Below are 6100 nucleotides of genomic sequence, written 5' to 3'. Positions count from 1 at the left end.
CCAGCCTGGCTTGTGCTTGGGCATTCGCTTCTTCCAGCCTGGCTTGTGCTTGGGCATTCGCTTCTTCCAGCCTGGCTTGTGCTTGGGCTTGTGCTTGGGCATTCGCTTCCTGGAGCATGCGTCTGGTCTCCTGGAGATCATGCTCCAGCCTGGCTTGTGCCGCTTGAGCCTTGAGTTCCGATTCCTGGAACAGCCGGTTGGTTTCCTGAAACAGTTTCCAGATATCATCGATGGTCAGGGTTTTGGACATGGATTCAATTCTCCATATGGACAACGAACATCCTCTCTGGATCCCGGGAACAGCCTGCCAGAAATGATCCCTGGAGGAATCGAGAATCCGGGGTCAGGCACACGGTTACCACAGAGGAATTCAAGACAAAAGCGGCTTTGGCGGCCATGCGTGGAAAGTGCATGGGCAACCTCTTCAGAGGATGAACCGGGACAAATCTTCATCACCGGCCAAGTCCTGCAACTGGCTGTTGACATAGGCCGCATCGATCACGACCACTTCTCCCCGTCGATCCGGGGCTGTGAAAGAGACTTCATCCAGGAGTTTTTCCATCACCGTATGCAGGCGGCGGGCACCGATGTTTTCGGTCTTTTCGTTGACCCGGGCGGATATTTCCGCCAGAGCCTGCACGCCATCCGGGCGAAAATCCAGGGTGATGCCCTCGATGGCGAGCAGGGCGGCATACTGGCGGGTCATGGCATTTTCCGGTTCGGTCAGGATGCGGACAAAATCCTCGGCGACCAGGTTGCTCAGTTCCACCCGTATAGGGAGTCGACCCTGAAGTTCCGGTAGAAGATCCGATGGTTTGGCCATCTGGAAGGCCCCGGAGGCGATGAACAGAATGTGATCGGTCTTGACCATGCCATATTTGGTGGAGACCGTTGTGCCTTCCACCAGGGGGAGGAGGTCGCGTTGCACCCCTTCGCGGGAGACATCGGCTCCGCGCATTTCGGAGCCGCGCCCACATACCTTGTCCAATTCATCCAGGAAGACGATGCCGGATTGTTCGACCCGTTCGACGGCATGACGCTGGGTCAAATCCCGATCCACGAGCTTGCCGGCCTCTTCGTCGATCAGGACCTTGCGGGCTTCGCTGATGGGCATGTGGCGCTTGCGGGTGCGTCCGCCCATCAGCCCACCCAGCATTTCCTGGATGTTGATGCCTTCCATGCCCTGGGGGGTGAAGACCTCCAGGGTGGGGCCGTTGCGGGCTTCGCGGATTTCGATTTCGATTTCCTGCTGATCCAGTTTGCCTTCGCGCAACATTTTGCGAAATTTCTGGCGGGTGGCGGAGTCGGGCGGGGGATCTGCCGGTGGGGAGGGGGACTCTTCCTGTTGCTGACCGAACAAGGCACCCAGGGGATTGCCGACCGCCTGCCGGCTGGGAGGGGGGGGCAACAGAATATCGAGGATACGATCCTCGGCGATATCTTCGGCCCGGCTGCGGACCTCTTTTTTGGCGTTTTCCAGAAACATTTTGACTGCCATGTCCGTCAAATCCCGGATGATGGACTCCACATCCCGGCCCACGTACCCCACTTCGGTGAACTTGGTGGCTTCGACCTTGATGAAGGGGGCATTGGCCAGTTTGGCCAGGCGGCGGGCAATTTCCGTCTTGCCGACCCCGGTGGGACCGATCATCAGAATGTTTTTGGGATAGATCTCTTCGCGCAGGGCGGGACTCAACTGATGGCGGCGCCAACGGTTGCGCAGGGCGACGGCGACAGCCCGTTTGGCGGCATTCTGGCCGATGATGTAGCGATCCAGTTCAGAGACAATTTCACGCGGCGTAAACTCGGACATGGACGACTCCGGTCACAACTCTTCGATGGTCAGATTGCGGTTGGTATAAATGCAGATATCGGCGGTGATCAGCAGTGCCCGTTCGGTCACCTGCCGGGCCGGCAGGTCGGTATTGGCCAGCAGGGCGCGGGCGGCGGCCAGGGCATAGGGTCCGCCCGAACCGATGGCGATGAGACCATCCTCGGGTTCCAGGACATCCCCGGTCCCGGAAATCAACAGGCTCGTGGAACGGTCGGCAACCGCCAGCATGGCTTCCAGACGGCGCAGGATCCGGTCCGTGCGCCAATCCTTGGCCAGTTCCACGGCGGCCCGGATCAGGATTCCGCCATGTTTGGACAATTTTCCTTCGAAACGGTCGAAGAGGGTGAAGGCATCGGCAGTGGCCCCGGCAAATCCGGCCAGGACCCGTCCGTCATGCATCAGGCGCACCTTGCGGGCGTTGGCCTTGACCACCGTATTGCCCAGGGTCACCTGGCCATCGCCCCCCATGACCACATGGTCGCCACGTCGCACCGAAAGTATGGTGGTCCCTTTGAACATGCGTTCTCCTTCTGTACCCTGCCTTCTGTACGCTGTTTTCCCCGGAAAAGTGTGCCGGCGGGTCCCATACATGACCCAATTTTTGCCGGATTGGCAAGGAGTGATCGAAAAAAACAAATGAAAAACAAATTTTCAACCTGTTATTTTCAGATCGGACCATGAAGAGAGCGGGAGATTTTTTGTTATCGATACGGGTGCAGCCACGTGCGGCCCGTGAAAAAGTCATGGGACTGCACGCTGGGCGTCTCAAGGTGGCCTTGCATGCGCCCCCCGTGGAAAATGCGGCCAATCTGGCTTTGTGTTCCTTTTTGGCCAGAGAGTTTCAGGTGCCCAAAAGCGGCGTGCGTGTGGTCAAGGGGGAAAAATCCCGAGAAAAACTGGTCTGCATCACCGGGGCTGCCGCAGAGACCATCCAGCGTTTTCAGCGCCAATGGGGCCTTCGGGAACAAGGGGAACAAGACCCGTCCTGAGTCGGACGGGTCTTGGCGTGCAACACGGTCATCCTGATTTTTACAGGGAATTCTGGACCCACTCGACGAGCTTGGTCTTGGGCAGGGCACCAATCTTGGTGGCTTCGATCTTGCCGCTTTTGAACAACATGAGGGTGGGGATGCCCCGAACGCCATAACGGCCCGGCGAGCCGGGGTTCTGGTCGATATTGAGCTTGACCACCTTGAGTTTGCCTTTGAATTCCACGGCCAGGGCTTCCAAAGCCGGGGCCACCTGTTTGCAGGGCCCGCACCATTCGGCCCAAAAATCCACCAGGACCGGCAGGTCCGCTTTCAGGACATCCTGCTCGAACGTGCTGTCGGAAGTCTGGATGATGTTTTCGCTCATAACGGTCATGCTCCTCGCTCAGGCTGATTCCGTCCCTAAAGCCCCATAAAATGTATCGGTCATCCGGCCTTGTCAAGCTTTCAAGGGTTTCCCTTTGACAAGTATGCAAGCCATTCGATAGGATCAAGCACTCCCCAGGTGTATGGGCGCGGTTAGCTCAGCCGGATAGAGCGTTGGCCTCCGGAGCCAAAGGTCACAGGTTCGAATCCTGTACCGCGCGCCAATAAAAAAAGAAAACAGCGCCGGCGGATTTTTACGGGCGGTCTGTAAATCTCCTGGACGACGGGAGGAACCATGACATGAACCACGCCATATCATTCGACACCCTGGCCTTTGTGAAGGAACTGGAGAGTGCCGGCGTTCCGTCAGCCCAGGCGGAAGCCCAGATCATTGTCTTGTCAAAGGTTCTCCAGAAAGTGGAGGAGTCCCGGCTTGAGGAGTTGGCGACCAGGAGGGATGTCGAATCCGCCAAGGTGGATGTGATCAAGTGGACAGCGGGCATGTTTACCGCCCAGACTGCATTGATTATTGCAACCCTGTTCGCCATGATCAAGATGAACCAACCCAATTCGCAATCGGTTGCCTACGCCCCGATTCACTCCTCTCAGGAAATGCGCCTGCCTGCTCCGCTGCCGCTTCAATCCCCGCCCCCGCCATCGACACCGCCATCGACACCGGTACCGCCGGAACGTTGATCGGCTTTTTTCCTGGTCCGAATCGCCTTATTTTTTTTGTTCCTGTGGGTTTTTTCCTGGCCATCGTGTTGTCGGGCAACTTTCGCGATGGGTATCTCTCCATGTTGACTTGCCTGCCGGTGTTACACAGAATGGCGGCTTCCGGGCAGGGAGTTCAGGCCGGAATCTGCCTGCAAGAGTTTAAAAATCATTGGACAACATTGGCGAAGGAGGTTCACCGTGAAACCCAAACATCATGTATTTGTCTGTATGAATCAACGCCCCGAAGGCCATCCCCGGGGATCGTGTGGCGCATTGGGGGCCGGGTCGGTGCGGGAGGCTTTTGCCGGAGAGTTGGAAAAACGCAATCTGGCAGAGCAGATCCAGGTGACCGGGACCTTCTGCATGGGACCTTGTGACAAGGGACCCACCGTGGTCGTCTACCCGGAAGGGGTATGGTATGGCAGCGTCAAACCCCAGGATGTGTCGGAAATTTTTGACAAGCATCTGGTGGGGGGCGAACCCGTAAAACGGCTGCGGATCCTGTAAATGCATGCAAGACAGAAATCGGGGATCAAGAGGGGGTGGGTGCGCCCTTCCCCCTTGAATTCCGTGCAATTTTGGACATGCCTCTGGGAAAAGATCACATGATCGAACTTCTTGAGAAAGCCTTTAACGCTGCTGCCATGCTTCCTGATGCAGAACATGCGGCATTGGCCGAGCGTATCTTGGCAGATATGTCTGCCGATACCCGGTGGGACCAGCGATTCGTCGATCATCCGGAACTTCTGGTCATGATGGCCGAAGAGGCAGTTCAAGAGCGGAAAGTCGGAGAAACAACACCGTTGGACTTTCAGAAGCACCGCCACCGTGCGTTCTGATGCTTCGGTCATGACCCGCACCGACCTGCTTGAAATCATCCGCAATGGAGAAAATTCCGGCGTCGAATTCAAACGCGATGTGATCCAGAATCACGAATTGGCCAGGGAGCTGGTGGCATTTTCCAACCATGAGGGTGGCATGGTTTTGTTGGGTGTGGAAGACGATGGCCAGGTCAGCGGCATCACGCGCCCGGACGTCGAAGAGTGGGTCATGACCGCCTGTCGGGACAAGATACGTCCCGCCATCATTCCATTTTTTGAAGTGGTCAGGAATGTTGAATCCGGCAAGGATGTCGGAATTGTTCGGGTGACGCACGGTTTTGATGTCCATACACTCCGGCATCACAATCAGGAAAATTATGTCATTCGGGTTGGCAGTCAAAGTCGCGATCCGACCCGGGAGGAGCTGGCCCGTCTGTTTCAACAACGGGGCCATTTCAGGGTTGAATTGCGCCCGGTCTCCGGTGCCACGTTGGCCGATCTCGATTTGCGGCGGTTGCAGGATTATTTTGCCCATGTCCGGGAGCAGGAAGTCCCTGCCGATCATGACACAGACGCATGGAATACCCTGTTGTACAACACCGAACTGAGGGTCGATGAGGGGGTAACGGTTGCCGGGATTTTGTTGTTTGGCCGCAATCCCAACCGTTTTTTGCCTCAGGCTGGCATCCATGCGGTTGCCTATCCGGGGCATGAAAAAGATTATGCCAGTATTGAGCGTCAGGTTATGCGGGGTCCCATGACTCCCCTGCTCAGTCGTGACAACGAGATTGTCGAGTCCGGTCTGGTTGAACAGGCTCTGGCATTTGTGCGGAGAAATACACCTGTTCTGGGACAGTTGGAGGCGGGAGGCGGACGTCGGGAAGAGATTCCCTGCTATCCACCGGAGGTCATTCGCGAGGCGGTGGTCAATGCCCTTGTGCATCGGGATTATCTTTTTTCCGGCACGGACATCGAGCTTTCCATCTATGCGGACCGGCTGGAAATTGTCTCACCGGGGCGCTTGCCCAACGGCATCACGATCACTCGGATGTTGACCGGCTGTCGTTTGGCGCGCAACACGCTGCTTGTGGACGTGATGCGCGACTATCGATACCTGGAACGCTCCGGCATGGGGGTTCCCCGCAAAATTGTGAAAGGCATGTTGAAACACAATGGCACCAGGCCGGGGCTGATTGCGGAGGAGGAACAATTTACCGTGCGGCTGCTGAGGGGGACCGGGCCTCTCTGATGTTTCTGTCTGCCCATGTCGTCATACCGTTTCAGTGCGTTTGCCTGAGCGACTGGGGTATACTCACGGTTTGTTTCCGGAATCTGCCATGACGGATGCCTTGTTTTCCAGGACCGGACGGATG

The 6100-nt window shown here is 57.0% G+C and carries 9 protein-coding genes and 1 tRNA gene; 6 read left to right on the top strand and 4 right to left on the bottom strand.

All coding sequences use genetic code 11. From position 1 onward, the window contains the following. The 3 genes from HQL65_16995 to hslV form a co-directional block, all read right to left on the bottom strand. A partial coding sequence (locus HQL65_16995; GenBank protein ID MBF0137930.1) for a DUF3782 domain-containing protein occupies positions 1–250 on the bottom strand: 250 nt, incomplete at its 3' end. A gap of 174 nt (positions 251–424) precedes the next feature. Then, positions 425–1813, bottom strand: coding sequence for an ATP-dependent protease ATPase subunit HslU (gene hslU, locus HQL65_16990; GenBank protein MBF0137929.1), 1389 nt, complete (start codon positions 1811–1813; stop codon positions 425–427). Positions 1814–1825: 12 nt separating this feature from the next. Beyond that, the gene (hslV, locus tag HQL65_16985; GenBank protein MBF0137928.1) at positions 1826–2353 is read right to left on the bottom strand and encodes an ATP-dependent protease subunit HslV; all 528 of its coding nucleotides are present in this window, start codon (positions 2351–2353) and stop codon (positions 1826–1828) included. 158 nt (positions 2354–2511) lie between these two features. Here hslV and HQL65_16980 point away from each other — a divergent pair, with 158 nt between their 5' ends. After that, positions 2512–2823: a YggU family protein gene (locus HQL65_16980; GenBank protein ID MBF0137927.1), complete on the top strand. Its 312-nt coding sequence runs from the start codon at positions 2512–2514 to the stop codon at positions 2821–2823. Between the two features lie 40 nt (positions 2824–2863). Here HQL65_16980 and trxA read toward each other — a convergent pair whose 3' ends face one another. Next, entirely contained in the window at positions 2864–3190 is a 327-nt protein-coding gene (gene trxA / locus HQL65_16975; protein MBF0137926.1) for a thioredoxin TrxA, read from the bottom strand. 146 nt (positions 3191–3336) lie between these two features. On the opposite strand from trxA, the gene HQL65_16970 reads away from it, so the two are divergent. The 5 genes from HQL65_16970 to HQL65_16950 all read left to right on the top strand — a co-directional run bounded on the left by HQL65_16970 (position 3337) and on the right by HQL65_16950 (position 5976). Next, a tRNA-Arg gene (locus tag HQL65_16970) sits at positions 3337–3413 on the top strand. Positions 3414–3489: 76 nt separating this feature from the next. Continuing rightward, a complete protein-coding gene (locus tag HQL65_16965) occupies positions 3490–3885 on the top strand; it encodes a DUF1640 domain-containing protein (GenBank protein ID MBF0137925.1) in 396 nt (131 codons plus the stop codon). 249 nt (positions 3886–4134) lie between these two features. Further along, positions 4135–4413 carry a (2Fe-2S) ferredoxin domain-containing protein gene (locus HQL65_16960; GenBank protein ID MBF0137924.1) on the top strand — a complete coding sequence of 93 codons (279 nt, stop codon included), beginning with the start codon at positions 4135–4137 and terminating at the stop codon, positions 4411–4413. Between the two features lie 98 nt (positions 4414–4511). Continuing rightward, positions 4512–4745, top strand: a complete 234-nt coding sequence (locus HQL65_16955) for a hypothetical protein (protein MBF0137923.1) — start codon at positions 4512–4514, stop codon at positions 4743–4745. A 10-nt stretch (positions 4746–4755) separates the two neighbouring features. Next, complete coding sequence (locus HQL65_16950) at positions 4756–5976, top strand: putative DNA binding domain-containing protein (protein ID MBF0137922.1); 1221 nt, start codon at positions 4756–4758, stop codon at positions 5974–5976. Positions 5977–6100: the final 124 nt, after the last annotated feature.

The organism is Magnetococcales bacterium (genome assembly GCA_015228935.1).
In the GTDB taxonomy this organism is placed as follows: domain Bacteria; phylum Pseudomonadota; class Magnetococcia; order Magnetococcales; family DC0425bin3; genus HA3dbin3.
Note: the sequence above shows the minus strand (reverse complement) of the source record. Positions and strands in the feature narration are given on the sequence as shown.

Bases quoted from the DNA above. Each gene is read 5' to 3' on its own strand.
- hslU (MBF0137929.1), bottom strand. From the start codon at position 1,813: ATGTCCGAGTTTACGCCGCGTGAAATTGTCTCTGAACTGGATCGCTAC.
- HQL65_16980 (MBF0137927.1), top strand. From the start codon at position 2,512: ATGAAGAGAGCGGGAGATTTTTTGTTATCGATACGGGTGCAGCCACGT.
- HQL65_16950 (MBF0137922.1), top strand. From the start codon at position 4,756: ATGACCCGCACCGACCTGCTTGAAATCATCCGCAATGGAGAAAATTCC.
- hslV (MBF0137928.1), bottom strand. From the start codon at position 2,353: ATGTTCAAAGGGACCACCATACTTTCGGTGCGACGTGGCGACCATGTG.
- HQL65_16960 (MBF0137924.1), top strand. From the start codon at position 4,135: ATGAATCAACGCCCCGAAGGCCATCCCCGGGGATCGTGTGGCGCATTG.
- trxA (MBF0137926.1), bottom strand. From the start codon at position 3,190: ATGAGCGAAAACATCATCCAGACTTCCGACAGCACGTTCGAGCAGGAT.
- HQL65_16955 (MBF0137923.1), top strand. From the start codon at position 4,512: ATGATCGAACTTCTTGAGAAAGCCTTTAACGCTGCTGCCATGCTTCCT.
- HQL65_16965 (MBF0137925.1), top strand. From the start codon at position 3,490: ATGAACCACGCCATATCATTCGACACCCTGGCCTTTGTGAAGGAACTG.